The sequence below is a fragment of the Klebsiella ornithinolytica genome (genome assembly GCF_030505655.1).
In the GTDB taxonomy this organism is placed as follows: Bacteria; Pseudomonadota; Gammaproteobacteria; order Enterobacterales; family Enterobacteriaceae; genus Klebsiella; species Klebsiella ornithinolytica.
This window is the reverse complement of the sequence record NZ_CP130153.1, coordinates 899,403-918,520: the sequence shown is the minus strand read 5'-3', so window position 1 is coordinate 918,520 and position 19,118 is coordinate 899,403. Positions and strand designations below refer to the sequence as shown.

At 56.0% G+C, this 19,118-nt stretch carries 23 protein-coding genes; 15 read left to right on the top strand and 8 right to left on the bottom strand.

Features of this window, described 5'->3' with window-relative positions; genetic code table 11:
• Positions 1 to 3 precede the first annotated feature (3 nt).
• The 5 genes from Q1L34_RS04455 to Q1L34_RS04435 all read right to left on the bottom strand — a co-directional run bounded on the left by Q1L34_RS04455 (position 4) and on the right by Q1L34_RS04435 (position 3,313).
• Positions 4 to 705, bottom strand: a complete 702-nt coding sequence (locus tag Q1L34_RS04455; RefSeq protein ID WP_004867227.1) for a fimbrial biogenesis chaperone — start codon at positions 703 to 705, stop codon at positions 4 to 6.
• Positions 706 to 800: 95 nt separating this feature from the next.
• Positions 801 to 1,409: a fimbrial protein gene (locus Q1L34_RS04450; RefSeq protein WP_004867230.1), complete on the bottom strand. Its 609-nt coding sequence runs from the start codon at positions 1,407 to 1,409 to the stop codon at positions 801 to 803.
• Between the two features lie 487 nt (positions 1,410 to 1,896).
• A complete protein-coding gene (locus Q1L34_RS04445) occupies positions 1,897 to 2,598 on the bottom strand; it encodes an ArsR/SmtB family transcription factor (RefSeq protein WP_004867232.1) in 702 nt (233 codons plus the stop codon).
• A gap of 6 nt (positions 2,599 to 2,604) precedes the next feature.
• Positions 2,605 to 2,994, bottom strand: a complete 390-nt coding sequence (locus Q1L34_RS04440; RefSeq protein ID WP_075808237.1) for an amino acid-binding protein — start codon at positions 2,992 to 2,994, stop codon at positions 2,605 to 2,607.
• Positions 2,987 to 3,313, bottom strand: a complete 327-nt coding sequence (locus Q1L34_RS04435) for an antibiotic biosynthesis monooxygenase family protein (protein WP_015585823.1) — start codon at positions 3,311 to 3,313, stop codon at positions 2,987 to 2,989. Before Q1L34_RS04435 ends, Q1L34_RS04440 begins: the two co-directional genes overlap by 8 nt.
• A 384-nt stretch (positions 3,314 to 3,697) precedes the next feature.
• Between Q1L34_RS04435 and Q1L34_RS04430 the strand changes: the two genes are divergently transcribed.
• A complete protein-coding gene (locus tag Q1L34_RS04430; protein WP_015585822.1) occupies positions 3,698 to 3,910 on the top strand; it encodes a YdgH/BhsA/McbA-like domain containing protein in 213 nt (70 codons plus the stop codon).
• 95 nt (positions 3,911 to 4,005) lie between these two features.
• On the opposite strand, the gene Q1L34_RS04425 is transcribed toward Q1L34_RS04430, so the two are convergent.
• A complete protein-coding gene (locus Q1L34_RS04425; protein WP_032718199.1) occupies positions 4,006 to 4,878 on the bottom strand; it encodes an EamA family transporter in 873 nt (290 codons plus the stop codon).
• Positions 4,879 to 4,959: 81 nt separating this feature from the next.
• Between Q1L34_RS04425 and Q1L34_RS04420 the strand changes: the two genes are divergently transcribed.
• Positions 4,960 to 5,466: a MarR family winged helix-turn-helix transcriptional regulator gene (locus tag Q1L34_RS04420; protein ID WP_004867242.1), complete on the top strand. Its 507-nt coding sequence runs from the start codon at positions 4,960 to 4,962 to the stop codon at positions 5,464 to 5,466.
• Here the strand turns inward: Q1L34_RS04420 and Q1L34_RS04415 are convergent.
• The gene (locus Q1L34_RS04415) at positions 5,463 to 6,416 is read right to left on the bottom strand and encodes a nickel/cobalt transporter (protein WP_097358070.1); all 954 of its coding nucleotides are present in this window, start codon (positions 6,414 to 6,416) and stop codon (positions 5,463 to 5,465) included. The two genes, Q1L34_RS04420 and Q1L34_RS04415, sit on opposite strands and share 4 nt — an antisense overlap.
• A gap of 154 nt (positions 6,417 to 6,570) precedes the next feature.
• Between Q1L34_RS04415 and Q1L34_RS04410 the strand changes: the two genes are divergently transcribed.
• From Q1L34_RS04410 to Q1L34_RS04355, 12 genes are all read left to right on the top strand, one after another.
• On the top strand, positions 6,571 to 7,041 hold the full coding sequence (locus tag Q1L34_RS04410; RefSeq protein ID WP_015585819.1) for a MarR family winged helix-turn-helix transcriptional regulator: 471 nt from the start codon (positions 6,571 to 6,573) through the stop codon (positions 7,039 to 7,041).
• 360 nt (positions 7,042 to 7,401) lie between these two features.
• On the top strand, positions 7,402 to 8,574 hold the full coding sequence (locus Q1L34_RS04405) for an amidase (RefSeq protein WP_015585818.1): 1,173 nt from the start codon (positions 7,402 to 7,404) through the stop codon (positions 8,572 to 8,574).
• A gap of 141 nt (positions 8,575 to 8,715) precedes the next feature.
• On the top strand, positions 8,716 to 9,882 hold the full coding sequence (locus tag Q1L34_RS04400) for an acyl-CoA dehydrogenase family protein (protein WP_032718200.1): 1,167 nt from the start codon (positions 8,716 to 8,718) through the stop codon (positions 9,880 to 9,882).
• Positions 9,883 to 9,901: 19 nt separating this feature from the next.
• A complete protein-coding gene (locus Q1L34_RS04395) occupies positions 9,902 to 10,246 on the top strand; it encodes a hypothetical protein (RefSeq protein WP_015585816.1) in 345 nt (114 codons plus the stop codon).
• Between the two features lie 3 nt (positions 10,247 to 10,249).
• The gene (locus Q1L34_RS04390) at positions 10,250 to 10,777 is read left to right on the top strand and encodes a nuclear transport factor 2 family protein (protein WP_015585815.1); all 528 of its coding nucleotides are present in this window, start codon (positions 10,250 to 10,252) and stop codon (positions 10,775 to 10,777) included.
• Positions 10,778 to 10,838: 61 nt separating this feature from the next.
• A complete protein-coding gene (locus Q1L34_RS04385; RefSeq protein ID WP_088883682.1) occupies positions 10,839 to 12,146 on the top strand; it encodes an aromatic ring-hydroxylating oxygenase subunit alpha in 1,308 nt (435 codons plus the stop codon).
• Positions 12,143 to 12,622, top strand: a complete 480-nt coding sequence (locus Q1L34_RS04380) for an aromatic-ring-hydroxylating dioxygenase subunit beta (protein ID WP_327204372.1) — start codon at positions 12,143 to 12,145, stop codon at positions 12,620 to 12,622. Before Q1L34_RS04385 ends, Q1L34_RS04380 begins: the two co-directional genes overlap by 4 nt.
• A 7-nt stretch (positions 12,623 to 12,629) precedes the next feature.
• Entirely contained in the window at positions 12,630 to 13,370 is a 741-nt protein-coding gene (locus Q1L34_RS04375; protein WP_004867264.1) for an SDR family NAD(P)-dependent oxidoreductase, read from the top strand.
• A 24-nt stretch (positions 13,371 to 13,394) separates the two neighbouring features.
• Complete coding sequence (locus Q1L34_RS04370) at positions 13,395 to 14,363, top strand: PDR/VanB family oxidoreductase (RefSeq protein ID WP_032718204.1); 969 nt, start codon at positions 13,395 to 13,397, stop codon at positions 14,361 to 14,363.
• Positions 14,364 to 14,374: 11 nt separating this feature from the next.
• Complete coding sequence (locus tag Q1L34_RS04365) at positions 14,375 to 14,869, top strand: flavin reductase (RefSeq protein WP_032690848.1); 495 nt, start codon at positions 14,375 to 14,377, stop codon at positions 14,867 to 14,869.
• 159 nt (positions 14,870 to 15,028) lie between these two features.
• The gene (locus Q1L34_RS04360) at positions 15,029 to 16,303 is read left to right on the top strand and encodes an MFS transporter (RefSeq protein ID WP_015585811.1); all 1,275 of its coding nucleotides are present in this window, start codon (positions 15,029 to 15,031) and stop codon (positions 16,301 to 16,303) included.
• 217 nt (positions 16,304 to 16,520) lie between these two features.
• On the top strand, positions 16,521 to 16,766 hold the full coding sequence (locus Q1L34_RS04355) for a hypothetical protein (protein WP_004867273.1): 246 nt from the start codon (positions 16,521 to 16,523) through the stop codon (positions 16,764 to 16,766).
• Positions 16,767 to 16,876: 110 nt separating this feature from the next.
• Here the strand turns inward: Q1L34_RS04355 and Q1L34_RS04350 are convergent, their stop codons facing one another.
• Positions 16,877 to 17,350 (bottom strand): Lrp/AsnC family transcriptional regulator, encoded by a 474-nt coding sequence (locus Q1L34_RS04350; RefSeq protein WP_004867276.1) that lies wholly within the window; start codon positions 17,348 to 17,350, stop codon positions 16,877 to 16,879.
• 151 nt (positions 17,351 to 17,501) lie between these two features.
• On the opposite strand from Q1L34_RS04350, the gene Q1L34_RS04345 reads away from it, so the two are divergent.
• Entirely contained in the window at positions 17,502 to 18,113 is a 612-nt protein-coding gene (locus Q1L34_RS04345) for a LysE family translocator (RefSeq protein WP_032690846.1), read from the top strand.
• Positions 18,114 to 19,118 lie beyond the last annotated feature (1,005 nt).

The following is a 19,118-nucleotide window of genomic DNA, read 5'->3' as shown; positions in this document are numbered from 1 at the left end:
CCCTTATTTAACGGCTACTTTCACTGCCACATCTGCGCCATAGTCATTGATATTATTAATCGTCAGGGTCTCGCCTCGGCTCACAGAAGAAGAGAGGGCCACGGTCTGACTGGACTGCGGAGCCAGCATCACCGTTTTGCTGTTCAGGGCTTTACCGCCATCGCGGGAAATACGGCTGACGGTGAGATAAAATGGCGTAGGGTTGCTGATAGACAGGCTGCTACCGCTGGCTGAAAGCGCTAATTTCTCCGGCGCCGCGTCGCGGTTACCCAGTCCGACAGGACGGTAAATAAACTTAAAGCGCGAACGGATCGCCAGCTGGAGGACGTTTTGCCCTTCATTTTTCTGGTTGGCCACCACCGGCGGGATTTCCAGAAGATTCAGCCACCACAGCGTCTCTTTATTTTGTGCCAGTCCGGCGGCGCTACCCAATTTAATACGTAAAGTCTGTCCGCTCTTTGCATCAACGCGCGAAATCGGGGGCGTAATAATAAACGGCGTGGTAATGGTATCCGGCGTAGCATCGGCATTGCCGTTATCCAGCCAGGCTTGCGCCAGCGCCGGACGGTCTGCGGTATTAGAAAGCTGTACCGTTATTTCTTTTTCATTTCCAGGATAAATAAAGCGGGTGCCGTTGACGATAATATTGTTGGCATTGGCCGCAACACTAAAAATGAAACAGAAAAAAAGGGCAATATGCTTCATGCTGACCTCAGAATAAAAAAATAAGCGGCAGCAACTGCCGCTTTATCATTGTTTTAAACCGCCTCGAGAAAGGCGGTTTTATTTTCTGGCGATAATTACTGGTAAGTAATTTCGTAGGTCGCGTAGCTGTTAACCACACCGGTGGTAACAGAAGCCGGGGTGTTGGTTGCATAACCAACGTAGTAAGTGAAGCGTGCGCCATCCTGAACGGCGGTTGCGTCGCCTTTCGCTTTCGGCTGAGTGCTCACGCCCGGGATGATTTTGTTGGTCAGCGCAGTCGCGCTATCGGTGGACAGAACCAGCTGAATATCTTTCGCGCCAGAGGCTTCGGTGTTTGCCAGGTAGCCCTGCTGCTCAGTCGTTGCGCCAGCCAGCAGGTTACCGCCGGTCCAGTTCACACCCAGTTTGCTCACGTCGTCTTGTTTGTCGCCGTTAGCAGCCTGGCAATCAGAGACGTCAATGGTGAAAGATTTAGGCTTCAGGTAGGTATTAGCCGCCGCTGCTTTAACTTCGGTCAGGGTAACCGGTGACAGGTAAACGTTAGCATCGCTGCCCTGGCCGTTAACGGAAACAGTACAGGAGACATCGGTAACTTTACCGAAGAAATTAACCTGGCCACCGCCAACATTCGTATCAGCTGCGTTCGCTGCAGTCATACCGAAAAATGCTGTTGCCATAGCTGCAGAGAGAAGAACCTTTTTCATTGCCATTTCCTTGTCAGAGTGAGTTTTATATCAATAAACCAACAGTAAACCTGCACAAAAGTCAGAAGCGTTATGCGATGCTCACTTGTGCAACTGTGAATAGAAACTTCGACTGACCGGAAGCCGCAATATTTAAGGCGTCAGGACGCGAACTCCGTTTAAAGAATTCGTTAATGCTGTCGGCGTCAAAGAATGCTATTTTTCGCCAACAAATATACATTTGCTTAAAACTTGTTACATCGGGCTAGAGATAGATTTCAGCTATTGATAATCGAAAAACAATAGACAAAAACAAATACAAAGTTATTTACATCAGAGGGAATAAGGCGCGGGTGATATATTTCGCAGAGGGATTATCATGGCAAATAATACGATCCCATGACTATAGCGAACATTCTGAATAATACTGAGAGGTGGCTTGCTGAAATAGCATAAAAACGGTTAAAAAAAAATATTCACCTCCTGCAACCTGGCGTTTAGCTGCCCGCTACAGCGGCAGATGGAAGTGCTGCCTCAGCGCGAGCCTGCCTGTCGGGGTGATACTCACTTCGCGAAATCCCGGCGTCAGGGTGAACCAGCCTTTTCGCTGACCATGCTGCAACAATGCAGCCCCGACGGCGCCACCGGGATGGAAACGCCGCTCGCTCCAGTCCAGACATGCGCAGCATACCCTGCGCCGGTTCCCGGCCGGCAAAGTGATGCCTGAACGGGCAAACTGCGCCTCGCCGACCGGCGTCAGCGCGCTCCCGTCCGGCACAATCCACGCCTCGCGCAAGAGAAAATCATAAATCGCCACCGCCACTTCACCAGCAAGATGATCGTAGCAGGTTCGCGCCGTACGCAGATTCACCGGGGTCCGGGTGGTCAGCACAATGGCACTTTTCCCGGCCATCGCCATCATATTCTCCAGCAGTCCGGCAACATCGGCACTCGCCAGCCGGTAATAGCGATGCCGTCCCTGCGCCAGACAAACCAGCAAATGGGTGCTGACCAGACGGCTGAGATGGGCGCTGGCGGTTGAGGCCGAGACTTCGGCCACCGTCGCCAGCTCCGTCGCGGTCCACGCGCGCCCATCCATTAATGCACAGAGCATTTTCACCCGTGAAGCATCGGCCATGGCGGACGCCAGCGCGGTGATGGCCACGGCCAACGACTCATCATCTTCAATAACATGGGCTGGTTTTAGCATAACGCCTCACAAGGTGGTGGCCCAGGAACGCGTGACTTCCTGTGCCAGTGCAAAGTTATCGGTCACCAGAATCAGGCGGTTCGCATGATCGCTGTACTGGGTCAGGATATTCACCCCGCGTTCGGCCAGCGCATGAGCTATCGCGCCCAGCTCGCCGGGCTGTTCCTGTTTTAATCTGCGAATAAGCGGCAGGTAGACGCCCGCTACCGGGATCCCCGCCTGCTCCAGCACCGTTCTGGCCCGCTCCCCTTCTGCGACCAGAAAATGGGCGTGGCATTGATTGTCGACGGTGAAAACCCCGCCACCTTCAAGCCCCACGCCATGTTTCCCCAGCGTTTGGCCTAACAGCGCCAGCTGACCAGGACGATTTGGCAGAATGACATGAATATCATACATCGCCGCGCCCCTCCTGCATTTCTGAACCCCAGCCGCGAATGACCTGCACAATGCGAATCTGGTAAGAGGCAAAAATAGTCGCTTTGCCCTCCTCCTGGGCCGCCTGATGGCAGAGATTGTTTTTCCAGGCCCGCACCGCCTCTTCATCGCGCCACCAGGACAGAGACAGGATCTTGCCCGGCGTGGTCAGACTTTGAAAACGTTCAATGCTAATAAAGCCGTCAAGCGTATCAAGCAACGGCCTGAGCTCCGCCGCCAGCGCCAGGTAACGGGCCTGTTTTGCCGGGGTGACATCGGCTTCAAAGAGTACCGCAATCATCGTGTCGTCCTTCCTCAATCAACAGTGACGCCACTTTATCGTATCCATAAAGCCCGATACTTCGCCGCCAGACGAAGTATGCCCTGCCCAAAAACACGGGAAAATCCCACCCGCGCATCCACTCAGGCCATCCATGGCGGCGGTTTTCAAAAAAACACATGGTGATAGCAATATTTTTTTAATGCATAAGGGTAGCGGGAGTCGCGTTCAATGCATTGTTTTTTAATTAAAAAATAAAAACACCTTCAAATTCCCGTCATCTTACCGACATGAAAGTGTGATCTAAATCGCACTTTTTGCAACGCTGGTTATAGTTAGCAGGCTTATTATAAACCCATCGAAAGCACAACGCTTTCCACCTGAAAAGTTAAAAGGAAAAACACCATGAAAAACGTAAAATTACTTGCCGCTGCCGGTATGCTCTCTCTGGTTTCTTTCGCCAGCTTCGCTCAGCACCCGGTTAGCGTAACGGCTGATACCCTGGATAGCGCAGAAGCTAAAATTGCGACCATCGCTAAAGATCAAGGCGCGTCTTACCACATTACCGAAGCCTATACCGGTAACCAGGTTCATATGACCGCTGAGCTGTCCAAATAAGAGAATGGTTGCAGAGGGAGCTGCCGGACAGGCCGCCTTACGGCGGCTCGTTTCGCTCTCGCTTCACGATAACCACGCAGCAATGTCGGGCCCCTTTATGGGGCTTTTTTTGTTAATGCGCGCTGTATCGACAGCACGCTCAGCAACACCACGATTAGCCCCACCAGCGCCACCCCTTCAATCTTCTGTCCAAGACAGATCCAGCCCAGAAGCACTGCCGTCACCGGACTCAGCAGACTGAGTGCTGAGACAGCGACCGATGGGAGACGGCTAATCCCGCGGAACCACAGCCCATAGGCCAGCATCGCGCCGGCCACGCAGAGCCACAGATAGCCGGCCGCCTGGGTCCACGTCACCCCCTGCAGCGGCGGATCCACCAGCCATGCAACGGGAGCCAATACCACGCCGCCAATCAACAATTGCCAGCCGGTCAGCGCCACCACCGGTAGCGAAATCGCCCAGCGGCGAGACAGCCAGGTCCCCAGCGCCATGCTGACCGCACCTGAAAATGCCGCCATGATCCCCAGCGGATCCAGCACCGTATGCGGCGACAGCAGCAGCAGCGCCATGCCGATAATGCCAGTCACTGCCGAGAGCACCGCCACCCACGGCGAGCGCTGCCTGTCGACACCCCACGCCAGCATCATGACCAGCAGCGGCTGAATTGCCCCAATCACTGCAGCCAGCCCGCCGGGTAACCGGTAAGCGGCAATAAACAGCAGCGCCTGAAAAGCGCCGATATTGAGGATCCCGGTAACAATAAGCTTCCACCACTCATTGCGCAGAGGAAAACGGCGGCACCAGATAAGCAGCGCAATCCCTGCGGGCAGCACCCGTAGCAGCGCCGCAATAAAAGGTCTGTCCGGGGGTAAAAACTGGGAGGTGACAATGTAGGTCGTCCCCCAGATGGCCGGAGCCAGGGCGGTCAACAGCAAATCAATAACGGGAGAGCGTGAGAAAAAGGTCATGATTTTATCTTCACATCAAGGTAAATTAGTCGTTAAAGTATGTATCGACAAATATCTTGACATCAAGATAAGTAGGCACAATTGGACAAATCATCTCAGGCTGACGCCGTAGATCGCATTCTTGAACAGTGGAAACGGGAGCGCCCGGATCTGGATTGCAGCCCGATGGGCCCCATCGGGCGCCTGAAGCGCTGCGCTCTGCTGCTGGAGCCGCGCGTAGAGTCCGCCTTTATCCGCCACGATCTGGTGCGCTGGGAGTTTGACATGCTGGCCACCCTTCGTCGGGCAGGCTCGCCGTTTATCCTCTCCCCAACCCAGCTTTTCTCTACGCTGATGATCACCTCTGGCACCATGACGCATCGGCTTAAGGCGCTGGAAAAACGGGGTTTTATTACCCGTTTACCGGATCCTGACGATGCGCGGAGTCTGCTGGTCGCCCTGACCGAGGCGGGGCGCGAGCGGATCGATGAGGCTGTGGAAAGCCACGTGGAAAACGAACGCCAGCTGCTGGCCGGACTCTCCACGGAGCAGCGCCAGCAGCTGGATCGGGCGCTGAAGGTATTTATGCGCCTGCTGGAAGAGCCCTAGCAACCGGCAGCAATATAATCGCCGTTGGCGCTCATCGGGATCACGGTCAGAAACAGCACGCAGGCAAAGAGAATCAGAAGGACGCCGCCGGCAATTTTTACCGCCGGCAGCAGCCATTTCAGGCGACCGTCATCCCAGGCAAACAGGCCGATCGCCCGTTCACGCGCGTAGCGTACCGCCAGCGAGAGGCCGAGAATTGATATTGCCGTCCCCAGTGACATCGTCATGACCGCGGCAATTCCCCAGCTGACGATCCCCAGCGCATTGGAAAACAGCAGGATCATTATCGCCCCGCTGCAGGGCCTGGCGCCGATAGCCAGGACCACGCCAAGCCGGGTTTGCCAGTCAGCTCCCAGCCCGCGGCCAACGCCGTGAGCTCCGCAGCCGCACGTTTCGCTATGTTCATGCAGCGGAGTCAAGGTCGCGATCGTCATTTTTCGCGGCCGCAGGCTTTTGAGCGCTTGATATATCACATATGCGCCAAACGCCCCCACCATCAGGGCGCTGATTTTCTCTACGTACCAGCGGCTGGTACTGAGATCGCCGGACGCAAGGTTCAGCCCTACGGCCAGAATAAATACAAACAGGATAGCGCTCCCCCCCTGCATCAGGCTGCCAAGAAACGGCACTACCCGCGCCGCCAGCAGGCTCTCTTTGTTGGTGCTGAGATAGGTGGTGACGATAAATTTACCGTGTCCGGGGCCAACGGCATGCAGCACACCGTAAAGGAATGCGCCGCCCAGCAGCCACATCCCGCCGCTATACTGATGGTTATTGAGCTGCAAAAGATACATCACCAGGTAGCGATGGAGCATAATTTGCGTTGCCAGACACCACTGTAAAAAAGCCCCCCAGTGCGCATACAGCGTCAGCCCGGCCCACAGCAGCGCCAGGAGTGGTAACCCCAGCGACAGCAGACGCCAGTCACGGGTTAGCATGCGAGTTGTCATCATTTTTACCATTGAGTGAATCTGAATATCCGCCCGGCGGTAGCGGTGAGCGTCGCCGCCAGCCCGCGATATTGCCCGTAGATTGCATTTTGCAATGCCCGTCAAATACGCATACCATCTGCCCATTCTACCGTCGTCGGGCAAGGAGAGGCTTGTGGAACATAATAACGCATCAGCGCAACCGGACAGCCACGAGAGCCGCTTTCATAAAGAAGAGTTTCCCTTCTTCTGGGTGGTCAACGTTTATGCAAAGTATACGCAGCTGATGGAAATCGAATTAAAAAAAATCGACATCGACCTTTCCCGCTTCCGGGTATTGATGCTGGTCCATCAGTACCACAGAGCCAGTATCTCCCGCATCACCGAATACGCCGTCAGTAAAATGCCCACCGTCACCAAAATCGTAGGGCGCCTGCGTGACGACGGGCTGCTGACTACCCACGTCAGCGCCAGCGATGGTCGGGTCACCGAAGCGGAACTCACCCCCGCAGGCCAGGCAAAGGTCGCCGAGGCCAAAGTACTGAGTCAAAAAGTGTTCGCCCGGGCATTTAAGGGCATTACCCCTGCCCAAGAGAAGAAAATGAACCACGTGCTGTCCCTGCTGCTGCACAACCTCAATGACTGATCTCCCTCTTCCACAGTCGCGACAATAACCTTTATAAAGAAAAGGCTATTGTCGTTTTCTCGCCCTACCCTTCGTTTTTCGCACGCTTTTTTATCATTTTTTTAACTTATATTTTGCGGTTTATTTTGTGAGCTCCCTCAAGAGATTAAAATATAACTATCAAAAAATAAACATACAAATCAATTAATTAAAAATTTTTATTTGTTTATAAAATGTTCTTATAGCCCAGGATGATGTGAAAAATACGTTACAAATTACTTGAAGTTTCAAGTTTTAATGACAAGATTATCTCAGATTCAATTCAGTCTGTTTTTTATACATTCGTCCTTCACTCGTTATCGTTAAACGGAAAAGTGAACCATGGCTAATGAACATCGTACAGGCATGACATCCGCCCATTCCGGGTTTATCTCGCGCTTTACGCTGGGTACCGGCGCGCTGACGTTTGCCGCCAAAGATACTCTCGATATCGCCGGTTATCCCACTCGTGCCGGCAGCCCGGTGTTACAAAATGCCCCGGAGGCGACAGCGCATGCGACGGTGATTCAACAGCTGCTCGATAGCGGTGGTTGTCAGCTGCAGGGGAAAACGACGCTTCATGAGCTGGCCTTTGGCGTGACCGGGATCAATGCCTGGAGCGGAACGCCGCTCAACCCGCGCTACCCGGCGCTGATTCCCGGCGGTTCGTCGAGCGGTTCGGCAACCGTGGTGGCCGCCGGAGAGGTCGATTTTGCGATTGGCACCGATACCGGGGGTTCCGTGCGGATGCCTGCCGCCTGCTGTGGCATCGTCGGCCTGAAGCCGACCTGGGGGCGGGTGAGCCGTCAAGGGGTGATGCCGGCCGACAGTTCGCTGGACTGCGTGGGATTTTTCAGTCGCGATGTCGCCACGTTACGTCAGGTGTTGGCGCGACTCCCAGGCGAAATCGCCCCAGCCGTCAGCGCCCACCAGGCGGCCACGGCCTTTCTCTTCGGCCATGCCACGACGGACATTGAACAGCTGATTCGCGCCCGCCTGGCGCAGGCGGGAATGTTTCCCGCAGACGCGACGCTGCCGGCATTTGCCGAGGCGCATCAGGCAGGGCTGACGGTCATCTCCCAGGAGAACTGGCAGGCGTTTCAATCTCTCGCGGAGGAACCTGAACTGGCCGAGGATGTCGCCGTGCGCCTGCGCGCCGGCGCGGAAATCAGCCCGCACCAGCGCCAGGCGGCAGAGCGCATTCGCCAGACCTTTACCGAGGCTGTCGATGCGCAACTCGCCCGCACGCCGTTTATTTTACTGCCGACGCTGCCGGCCTGCCCGCCGACGCTGGAAGAGGCGGCGAATCCACTCAATGTGGTGAACCTGACCCGGCTGGTGCGCCCGTTCAATTTAAGCGGTCATCCGGCGCTGACGCTTCCCGTTGGCGAGATAAACCAGCGGCCGGTCGCCCTGCAAATTGTTGCGGGGAAAAATAAAGACTATGAATTACTCTGTTTTGCTGAATCGCTAATGGCAAAACTGCAATACCCGTCAGACTCGCAGAGCAAATAAAATAATACATCCTGAATAATCTGCTTTATCGTGCCGCGGCCACTCAGTGGCTAAGCGAAATAAATATCGCCAGCGCACCGATAATCAGAAACATGACGGACATAAATATTTATTCTATTTAACTGGAAGAGGCTCAGTCGTATGTTAAACCCATCTGCAACGCTGCGTGCGGAAAAGACCCCGTACGCCAGTAATAGTGAATTCAGCGAATTGCTCGACGAATTAAAAAAGCGCAGCGAGGAGTTCGAACAACAACGCTATATCTCTGACGATATTATTTCGCGTTTTAAACAGGCTGGTGTTTATCGTGCGCTGGTGCCCACGCAATATGGTGGCGATGAAATCTCGCCAGCCGAATTCTGTCAGCTGATTGAGACCATCGCCACCGCCGACGGTTCCGCCGGATGGGTCGCCAGCTTTGGCATGAATCCCTTCTACCTCGGCGGCCTGCCGCTCAGTACGCTGGATGAGATCTATCGCCACGGCCCGGACGTGGTGTTTGCCGGCGGTATTTTTCCCCCGCAGAAAGCCATCGCTCAGGACGGCGGTTTTCAGGTCAGCGGGCGCTGGAGCTTCGCCAGCGGCTGTACCGGTGCCGAACTGATTGGCGTCGGTATTCTGCCGGACGACGGCTCCGCTCGTCCGCTGCCGCGTATCGCGGTGCTCCCCGCCGATCGCTTCATCATCGATCCGGTGTGGAATACCGTGGGTCTGGCGGGGACCGGCAGTCATGACGTGGTGCTCAAGGAGGCGTTTGTCCCCCAGGAGTGGACCTTTATCCGCGGCGGCGAACTCAGTCTCGAGGGCGCGCTCTACCGCTACCCGGTGCTGTCGCTGGCGACGCAGGTGCTCTCAGTGGTGGCGCTGGGCATCGCCCGCGCCGCGCTGGCCGAAATCTATGCCATCGCCGAACGCCAGAGTTCGGTCACCGGCGCCCCCTGTCTGGCCGATCGCCAGTTTGCGCAGATGGATATTGCCCATTGTGAAGCGGAGCTGCGCTCGGCCCGCTGCTGGTTTTACGATGCCATCGACGATGTCTGGCAGGTCATTTTACGCGGCGATGAACCCGATGCCGGGATGATCAACGCCCTGCGCCTGTCATCGACGCACGTTACCCGCGTCTCTTCATCGGTGACCACCCGTGCGCTCAGGCTGGCCGGAATGCCCGGTATTACCATGCGCAGCCCGCTCCAGCGCTACGCCCGCGACACGATGGTCATCACTCAGCACGCCTTTATGGGCGAGCTGACCTATATCAACGCCGGAAATATGTTCTTCGGCCACCCGCCGCTGCCCGGCTATTTATAACCCTTTAAGGAGTATGACGATGATCCGCGTTCTGTTTTGTATTGGCGTAAATCAAAACTTTTTCGATGCCCCCCCGGAGGTCGGCAAACAGGTCTGGGCCGCGTTTGGCGAGATGATGAAAGGTATCGAACACACTGACGGCATTCAGGTTATCGGCAATATGGATGACGATCGGGTAATGGTCGGGCCTTCTACCGGCTGGCCGTGGACCACCTACGTCCTCGCCGATGCGCATGATTTTGACGCCGTCACCGCCGCCTGCAATCTGTTCCGCAGCATTCAGGTCGGCCCGGGACCAGACCGGCTGTGGAAATATTGCAAAGTTGAAGCTCGTACCGGGCGCGAATTAATTATTCAGGCGTAACTTATGAATCTGGAAAAGTGTCTGCAGCGTCTGGATAAACTCGAAGCGGCCAATCAGATTCGCAACCTGATGAGTCAATATATGCATTTATGTGACGATTTATCTTATCCGGATATCGCGCAGGAAATTGCTGACTTATTTTGTGAAGATGCTATCTGGGAAGGCCTCGGCAGTTTATACCAAAACAAACTGGGACGTTATTCCGGGCGAAAAAACATTGCCAAAATGATGGCCCGTTATATTAGCGAGCCCGCACACTTTGCCATCAACGTTCATTATTTAACGTCCGAATATATTGATATTGGCGCAGAGAATGAGGCTATCGGGCGCTGGAAAATGTTACAGGTTTCCACCTTTCGCGCCGGAGGGTCGCATCTCAACAGCGCAGAACTGGTGATTCGCTTTAAAAAAGCAGGCGAGCGCTGGCTCATAGACCATTTCACCACCCGTAACTTATTGAGTCGCCCGGTGGATTACTGGCACTCGCCGGTGGATTTACCCGTACCCGACACTACGCGGTCCCCGGAATGATTCCGCGGGCAGCCGATGCCTCTGCCCGCAGAAACATCACCGAGACTCAGGAGATTAAGCAATGTCTGAATGTATTCCGGTAAAAAATATTGAGAGCGGCTACGACGCCGCCACGCTGGGCGCCCTGGTACAGTCCGACCGGGTTCATACCTCGCTGTACACCTCCGGCGACATTTTCGCCCTTGAGATCGAGAAGATTTTTAACCAGACCTGGATCTGGGTCGGACACGAAAGTGAAGTCCCGGACGCGGGCAGCTTTAAGTCCTCTATGGTCGGAACGCAGCCGGTCATCGTGGTACGCGATCGCAAAGGCAACATCAACGTCCTGCTGAACCGCTGTCGCCACCGCGCCGCCACCGTTTGCGAACACCGCAGCGGCAAAACCAACAGCTTTGTCTGCCCCTATCACGGCTGGGGTTACGGCCTCGACGGCGCCCTGCGCGGCGTACCGCATCCGGAAAGCTACGGCGATACCCTGGATAAAGCGCAGCTCGGCATGGTGCGTCTGCGCAGCGAAAGCTACGCGGGAATGATTTTCGCCACCTTCAACCAGCAGATGGAACCGCTGACCGACTTCCTCGGACCGGCCATGAAATGGATGGATCTGTTTATGAAACAGGGGGCGGGCTACCCGCTGCAGGCGACCACCGCCCACCGCTTCCGCTTCCCCGGCAACTGGAAGATTCAGCTGGAAAATACCACCGATGGCTATCACTTTCCCATCGTACATAAGTCCTTTCTGAGCTCCGTCGATAAGCAAACGGAAGAGATGCTCAACTTCGTTGACGGCAAAGGTTTTGTCGAAGATCTCGGAAACGGCCACAGCGTGATGGTGATGATCCCGGAACTGATTGACCTTGAAGAGAATCTCGATGCGCCGGTGCCGGATCGCTTCCTTGAACTGGCTCAGGCGCTGCGAGAAGAGGGCCACGAAGAGCAGCAGGTGCGCCGCATCGTCCGCGCCGTGGGCGGCAGCGGCTTCAACCTGAACCTGTTCCCCAACGTTGCCTGCTCGATGGCGTTCTTCCGCGTGCTGCAACCCGTCTCAGTGCAGGAGACCGAAATCCACCACGTGGTGCTGACGATGAAAGATGGCCCGGCGATTGCCAACCAGGCGCGTCTGCGGATGCATGAACACTTCCAGGGCCCGATGGGCTTTGGCACGCCGGATGATTCTGAAGCCTGGGAGCGCGTCCAGCGCGGCGGCGGCGCGGGCAACGATCTGTGGATCATGCTCAATCGCGGCCTGCCGGGAGAGACGCGCACCGCCGATGGACTGCGCAGCGACGTCAGCGCCGAAACCGGCATGCGTGCCGCCTATCAGCAGTGGAAAAAGTACATGACCGCAGAAAACCGGGGGCAAAAATGAGCGCACAACAGACTTTAACCGCCGCCATTCACTTTATTAATCAAGAGGCGGACCTGCTCGACCAGGGCGAATTCCACGAGTGGCTGATGCTGTGGCAGCCGCAGGGGATGTACATCATTCCTGTCGATCGGCAGACGACCGATTTCGCCAACGCGCTGAATTACGCCTATGACAACCAGGCCATGCGCGAGAAGCGCGTCCATCGTCTGTACAGCGGCGAGTCGATCTCGACGACGCCGCGCGCACGCACCATCCGCATGATCGGCCGCCACCGCCTGATCGAGGCCAGCGACCAGCGTGTCGAGATCCGCTGCGCCCAGTTTCTGTATGAGTACCGCAAAGGCAAAGAACACCATTACGTCGCCGACCTGAGCTACACCCTGGTGCCGCAGGGCGAGCGCTTTCTTATCGCGCAGAAGGTCGTCCGGCTGATTAACGCCGACGATTATCTGCATAGCATTGGCTACATCCTGTGAGGCTGCAATGACAAGAACCGTACTCGTAACCGGCGCCGGCAGCGGCCTCGGGTTGACGATTAGCCGCCATCTGTGGCAGCTGGGTTATCAGGTGGCGATGGCGGATATCGCCATCGACATCGCGTGCGAGGGGGCCCGGCAGATCGATGCCGATCGACGGCGGCTGCTGCCCCTGGCGCTGGATATCCGCGAACCCGAACACTTTCACGCTGCGCTGGCGCAGATCGACGAACGATTTGGCGGGCTGGATGTGCTGGTGAACAACGCGGCGCTCACGCTGACCACGCCGATCATGGAGATCTCCGTTGAGGAGTTCGATCGCGTCACCAGCACCAACCTGCGGGGCACCTTTCTCGGCTGTCAGATTGTTGGCCGTTATTTTAGTCAACGCCGACAGGGCAACATTATCAATCTCGCCTCACTGGCGGGACAAAACGGCGGCACCGCCTCCGGCGCCCATTATGCGGCCTCGAAAGGCGGCATTCTGACGCTGACGAAAGTGTTTGCCCGCGCGTTGAGCGCCGCCGGAGTCAGCGTCAACGCCATAGCCCCCGGCCCGCTCGATTTACCGTCCGTTCATGCGGCGGTAGCGGAAGAAAAAATGCCGGCGCTGCTGGAGATGATCCCGATGAAACGCCTGGGCGATCCGCTGCTGGTCGCCCGCGCGGTAGAGCTGCTGGCCGACCCGTCCGCCACCTTTATCACCGGGGCGACCTGGGATATCAACGGCGGCATCTATATGCGTTAAGCCCTGTCAGGGTGGAGAAGAAAGATGGCTGAAACACTGACCGTACGCGTCGCAGAACGCGAAATCCAGGGCGCCGATGTGGTGGTCCTGACCCTGGCTTCGCTGGACGGCGCTCCCCTGCCGCCGTTTAGCGCCGGGGCGCATATCGATCTCTATCTCGAGGAGGGGATCGTTCGCCAGTATTCACTGTGCGGCAGCCCTCATCATCCGCAGCAGTATCGCCTGGGCATTCTCAAGGATCGGACATCGCGCGGAGGATCGCTGGCGGCGCATCGGCTCCAGGTCGGCGCCACGGTGACGATCGGCACGCCGCGCAATCTGTTTGCGCTTGAGATGGATGCCAGCCACAGCCTGCTGATTGGCGGCGGGATCGGGATTACGCCGATGCTGGCGATGGCGGATACGCTGTTCCGCGCCGGAAAATCTTTCGCTATCCATTATTGCGGGCGCCGCCGCGACGGGATGGCCTTTTTGCACGAGCTGGCGGATTGCCCTTTTAGCGACCGCGTCCATCTGCACATCAGCGAGGAAGGAGAAAAAATCCGCCCTCACGAAGTGCTGGCCCCGCACCGCGCCGCCGCTCACGTCTACGTCTGCGGCCCGGAAGGGTTTATGGACGGGATCGCCGATGCGGCGCGCGGCTGCGGTTATCCGCCCGAACAACTGCATCAGGAGTTTTTTAACCGGGAAGTGGAAACCGGCGGCGCCAGCTTTACCGTCGAGGTCCCCGAGCTGGGCCTCACCGTTGCCGTCGGGGAGAACGAAACCATTGTCGCCGCGCTGAAAAATGCGGGGATCAAGGTCAAAGTCTCCTGCGAACAGGGGGTCTGCGGAACCTGCCTCGCCAATGTGTGCAGCGGCGTGCCGGATCACCGCGATGAGTATTTAACCGATGAAGAACGCGAAGATAACGACCAGATCCTGCTGTGCTGTTCGCGGGCCAAAACGCCCCGGTTGGTTATCGAAAGCTTCGAATACGTCAAACTGAAATAACGGATACCGCTATGAACCTGACATCTGATTTCCGTAACGCCATGGCACAACTGGGCAGCGCTATCACGATCATCACCACCGATGGTCCGGCAGGCCGCTTTGGCTTTACCGCCTCCGCCGTATGCAGCGTCACCGATTCGCCCCCCACGCTGCTGGTCTGTATGAACCGTTCTTCTTTCGCCCATGGCAAATTTAAAGAGAACGGCGTGCTGTGCGTGAACGTGCTCTCCGGTCAGCATCAAAACCTGTCCGCCATCTTTGCCAATAGCCAGCTGCGTTCGGAAGAGCGTTTTTTACACGACCAGTGGCTGACGCTGGAAACCGGCTCACCGGTGCTGGCGACGGCCGTCGCCAACGTCGACTGCACCATTTCTACCAGCCATGAAGTGGGCAGTCACAGCGTGTTTTATTGCGAGGTCAGACAGATTCGTCATCACCAGGCCGGCGACGGGCTGGTGTGGTTCAACCGCCAGTTCCATACCCTTAGCGCGCAGCCGTACCGCTAAGGTTCACCCTAACGAAAAATACCCTATCGCATAATGCCGCCCTCATACGCTTCGGGTTGCATCATGGCGTCAGCTCTTCGGCGCCCTCTTTTCACCTGTACTGGAGTAGATGTGATGTCTGGAACTGCAAGCGATACGCCGGTTAGCACTCCCCAATCAATGCGCAAATTGATTATCGGCTCTTTTCTGGGTAACTCCCTGGAATGGTATGACTTTTTTCTTTACGGTACGGCGGCGGCGCTGGTCTTCGGCCCCCTGTTCTTTCCGGCAACCGATGATCCGCTGCTCGGGGCCTTTCTGGCCTTTTCCGGTTTTGCCATCGGCTTTATCGCCAGGCCGCTGGGCGGCATTGCCTTTGGTCATCTCGGGGATAAATACAGCCGTAAAATGACCCTGATTATCACCCTGACGTTAATGGGCGCCAGTACCTTTCTGATTGGTCTGCTGCCAACCTATGAACACATCGGTATTCTGGCGCCAGTCGCCCTGATAACCCTGCGTTTTATCCAGGGCGTCGCCTCCGGCGGCGAATGGGGCGGCGGCGTCCTGATGCTGAGTGAGAATGCCCCGGCGCAACAAAAAGGCTACTACACCGCCTGGAGCCAGGTGGGGGTCTCCGGCGGATTTGTACTCTCTTCGCTGGCTTTTTATCTGGTGCAGCTGCTGCCGCAGGAAGATGTGCTGGCCTGGGCGTGGCGCATCCCTTTCCTGCTGAGCCTGTTTATCTTTTTGGTCGGCGTCTATATCCGGCGCAACATTGAGGAAAATGCCGAGTTTGTCGCCCGAAAACATGCCTCCGGGGAGAGGGAGGTGCAGCTGCCGGTGCTCAGCGCCTTTAAACATCACCCGAAAGCGATCTTGCAGGCCATTGGTCTGCGGCTGGCGGAAAACGGCGCGGTCTACATCTTTTTCACCTTTTCCGTAGTCTATTGCAAACATATCGGCATTGAGACCAGCCAGGTGATTGCCGCCGTGACCCTTGCCATGACGGTGGAGATCGCCACGATTCTCGGCTGGGGCTGGCTGTCGGACCGTATCGGCAGGAAAACGCTCTACTATATTGGCGTGACCGGCATGGCGCTGGTCGCCTTCCCGTTCTTCTGGCTGCTACAAATGCATAGCTTCCCGGCGATTCTGCTGGCGATGCTGCTGGCGCTGCCGGTATGTCACGGGGCGATGATCGCCGCCCAGCCGTGCATGATGGTGGAGCTGTTTCCAGTTGAAGTGCGCTATACCGGTCTGGCGCTGGGCCACGAGATTGGCGCCGTTATCTCCGGCGGGATAAGCCCGATGCTGGCGGTCGCATTTTTAATGAAATGGGACAGCTACGTCCCGGTGGCGCTGATGCTGCTGGCCTTTGCACTGCTGGCCCTGGTGGCGCTGTTCAGCATTCGTCATCCCGCGACGCCGCGCCAGCAGCAGCCGGCGCTGTAAATCCCTTCGGATCGGTCCGCAGGGATGCGCGCCGCTTCGGCAACCAGAACCACCGGCTGAGGCATTGCCTGCCGCCGCTCTGATAAATTTAATTTTAAACAAAACAATGAATAAACAGGCACTTATTGCCGAGAAATAAAAAATATTTCCACGCCACAATAACGCTTAATTATTATTCATATATCAGTATGTTTGGTTTATCAGAAAGGCAATATTTATGAAAAAACTCCTTCTCGCTCTGGTTACCGCAGCGCTGTTGCTGCCGAGCCTCTCGGCTAACGCGACTTACCGCAGTGATAACCGCCAGGACGCACGCGATACCCGCCAGGATTCACGCCAGGGCGGACGCGATGCCAAACAGCAGTGCGTCAGAGACAATAATCAAAGCAACGCCAGCTGCCGCCAGGATAAACGCGATAACCGTCGCGATGGCCGCCAGGATGCGCGCGACGAAAAATGGTAAGTTAAGCGCGCACGGGCAGGCGTGGCTACCGCGCCCGCCTTCCCCCGCGCCTTGAGATTCAGCACAACGCCTCCCCTGTTATCAGAAATGCCGGCCTGACTCGGGGCGAATCAGCGCGTCAGGTTTAAGCTTTCCAACGGAAAGGGACGATCCTGCACCACGGTTTTCATCACCAGCGTCGAGCGCAAATGCTGCACCCCGGGCATCGCCGAGAGTTTGTCATCATAGAGTTTTTGAAACGCCGGGAGATCCCGGGTGACCACGTGCATCAGGTAGTCCGGATCGCCAAACAGCCGCTGGGCCAGCACGATCTGAGGGATCTCTTCAACCGCCTCTTCAAACGCGCTCACCGCTTTTTTATCACCCTCTTTTAAGGTCGCAAACACGATGGCCAGGAAATTAAAGCCCATTTTCAGGGGATCGAGGTTGGCCCGATAGCCGGTGATAACCCCTTCCTGCTCTAAAGCCCGCAGCCGTCGATGACAGGGAGAGAGGCTCAAATTGACCCGTTCAGCCAGCTCGGTAATCGACAGACGACCATCGGATTGCAGCTCAGCAATAATTTTTCGATCTATGCTATCCATTTGGAAGATTTTCTCTTAAACAGGGGGTTTTCAGCATAACATTGAAAACTTATTTCCCGTAAATCCCGATATTCTTTTCCTCTACAGAATACGGATACCGACGGGGGATCGTTATGCGCAATACCTTGAAACACGGTGGAGAGAGCCGGTCATGGAGATGAGTTTTATCGCCGGGTTCTGGGTTGTCTCTTTCCTGCTGATCATCACACCCGGTGCCGACTGGGCCTATACCATTAGCGCCGGCATCCACGGACAACGGGTGCTTCCCGCGGTGATCGGACTGATGTCCGGGCATCTGCTGGCGGCCATTATCGTGATCGCCGGGATCGGCGTGGCCGTTACCGGTCACCCGCTGGTGCTGTCGCTGATCACGCTGCTGGGCGCAGCCTATCTGCTGTGGCTGGGGATCGCGATTTTGCGTCACCCCACCACGCCTGACGCCGCAACGCAGCAGGCCGGAAGCTGGAACCGTTGGGCGCTAAAAGGGTTATGTATTAGCGGGCTGAATCCAAAAGTCTTTCTCTTATTCCTCGCCCTGCTGCCACAATTTACCGATCCTGAAGGACGCTGGCCGGTTGCACTGCAAATGTCGGCCCTGGGAAGCATTCATCTGTTGACCTGCACGCTGATCTATTTTCTGGTTGGCTACGGGTCAAAAAGGCTATTAACCCACCGGCCGGAGGTGGCAAGAAGAGTCAGCATGACCTCCGGAGCGATGATGGTGGCGATAGCCATCCTGCTATTCTACAGCCAGCTGAAATAACGCTGCAGACGCGGGATGAACAAAATAGATTCACACCGGTTTAAGTTATTTGTGCCCTCTCGACAGGGGGCCATCGCCCTGTCTGCATATTTCGCGGCAAGGGTTTGAATCTATTCGCCGTGAAAAACACCCTTTCTCTGTGATACCGGGGAAAGACTCCAGATAACTCCAGTAATCTTCATAAAATCCCAAAACTGCATCTTAACAAACAACAGGATAGCCAGAACCCTCAAGCGAAAAGCGTCAAATAACTCCAGTAACCCCCCTGACCGCCACCATTTTCGCGCGCTACGCATACGAAATCGCCCTCCGGCCCTTAGCCGAAATTAAGTCCCGCGCGGAGAGGAGGCTTGTGCCGCCGGGCTTATTATTACTATTCTCGAACATAATTTTGCAGTATGGTTTAATCATTGTTGTAGTGATGCAGTGAATGCTACCCAGGCGAGTATATCGTTCTTCGCGTTCTGCGAAGCGCTTCGTGGAATATTCACCAGGCCAGAGCCGGATTCACTTTTGTAAGGAATGGCGGCAGGTTAACGGGCATTTAATTATTAGCAGACCAGACACAAAAATCCTTCAACCTGCGCCGAGGCGACAAGGGAGAACCCGGAGATGATTTATCCATCCCCGTCCGCTAAGAGATCCGCCAGTCGTGATATCTCATGGCAGAGCGGCATGTATCAGGATGTCGATATTCGTTGGGCTAGCGCCAGAGCGATGCCCTGCGCCCCTGTATCACCGGCGTGTGCAACCAGGAGGAATGAAGGATGATCGGGACATGCTCCCCCCCAGGAACAGCGTCATTGTTTAACCCAAAAAGATTTAATCCATTGTATTCCATGAAGTCATTCGTTCCAGAGCATGGAGATACTTCATGATTCAACTAAATACCCGCCTTCTGATGACCCGGTTCAGCTTGATACAAGCTGGAGTACGTAACACGTTTTAAAAGTGCCTGGCGCGATGGCGAAATATAAGCGAAAAAATGTTCAATCGGACAACAAA